At 46.7% G+C, this 1,735-nt stretch carries 1 protein-coding gene; it reads left to right on the forward strand.

Translation table 11 applies throughout. From position 1 onward, the window contains the following. The first annotated feature begins 340 nt into the window (after positions 1–340). Positions 341–1,705, forward strand: a complete 1,365-nt coding sequence (rlmD, locus tag RL70_RS16930) for a 23S rRNA (uracil(1939)-C(5))-methyltransferase RlmD (protein ID WP_039044571.1) — start codon at positions 341–343, stop codon at positions 1,703–1,705. The last annotated feature ends 30 nt before the right edge of the window (positions 1,706–1,735 follow it).

Here is a 1,735-nt window from a genome sequence, read left to right on the forward strand (position 1 = left end):
GTGACGTGCGTATCACATCACCCCAACATTTGATTTAGAACCTTTTTTATAAGGATAAAGTCTCTGATAACTTTTCCATTCTGCTTGAGGGGCTCTCAAATCCGCTCAAGCATGTACAAAAGTGATCATGCATGTACTTATTCTGATCAAGTAACTCTGAAAATGATCAAGCAGGCACGAATCCGCTCAAGCAAGCTGAAAAGTGATCAAGCGACCCAGAATTCCGCTCAAGCAGGCAACCAATCCAAGTCCTCTCCAACTTCCACAAAATCTACTCAAGCAACTCACCTCTTCCTATGGTAAACTACAGTACAGACCGAAAACTGGAGGGCACGAACTCATGACCTATGCAGTACACCAAAACGACCGACTCGTCGTTCACATAGAAGATCTTACACACGACGGCTCAGGCGTCGGAAAAGTCCAAGGCTATCCGCTTTTCATCCCCGGCGCACTACCAGGGGAAGAAGTGGAAGTCAAAGTAGGCAAAACACTGAAAAACTACGGATTCGCAAAACTACTCAACATCATTACGCCTTCACCTGAACGCATCGACGGCCCATGCCACGTATACCCCGAATGCGGGGGATGCCAAATCCAGCATCTTACGTACGAAGCACAACTGAAGCAAAAGCAGAAAACCGTACGTGACGCCATCGACCGTATCGCCAAGCTGCCGGACGTCCCCGTACATCCCGTACTCGGCATGGAAGACCCATGGCGCTATCGGAACAAATCCCAGATTCCTTTCAGCGAACGTGATGGTCAAGTCGTCTCCGGATTTTATCGTTCGAAAACGCATCATATCGTCGATACCGACGTCTGCATCATCCAAAGTGAAGAAGCCGACGAACTCATGTCAATGTTGAAACGCGAATTACAAATCCTTGGAATCGACGCGTATGATGAACACAAACATAAAGGATTCTTACGCCACTTAGTCGTCCGGAAAGCCCGTGCAACCGGTGAACTAATGGTCGTTCTTGTCACAACACAACGTAAATTCCCGGAATCAGAACTAGTTATCAAAGCCATCAAACGCGTGGTTCCAGATGTCACATCCATCATGCAAAACGTCAATACACAAAAGACAAACGTCATTTTTGGCAATGAAACCTTGAATCTCTATGGTAAAGACGTCATCATCGACACAATCGGCGGCGTTGACTTTGAAATCTCTGCACGTTCGTTCTATCAAGTAAATCCTGTGCAAACTGAAACGCTATACAATCAAGCGCTCAACTTCGCACAGTTAACAGGAACTGAAACAGTCATCGATGCCTACTGCGGCATTGGAACTATCTCACTCTTCCTCGCAAAACAAGCAAAAGAAGTATATGGCGTTGAAATCGTTCCGCAAGCTATCGAAGACGCAAAACGGAATGCTGCTCTGAACGGCATCGACAATGCGCACTTCGAAACAGGCGCCTCGGAAGACGTCATTCCGAAATGGTACAGCGAAGGAAAAACGTTCGATGTCTTAGTAGTCGATCCACCTCGAAAAGGCTGCGATGAAAAGCTGCTCGAGACGATCCTTACGCACAAACCAGGTCGCGTCGTCTATGTTTCCTGTAATCCAGCAACATTAGCCCGTGATCTGAGAATCTTAGAAGATGGCGGCTACAAAACACAAGAAATCCAGCCAGTGGACATGTTCCCGCACTCGACACATTGTGAGGCTGTTGCGTGGTTAGAATTAGTTTAATGTAATGAGAAAAAAGCAGTGCCGAAAATC

It is taken from the genome of Sporosarcina sp. ZBG7A, assembly GCF_000813425.1.
Classification (GTDB): Bacteria; Bacillota; Bacilli; order Bacillales_A; family Planococcaceae; genus Sporosarcina.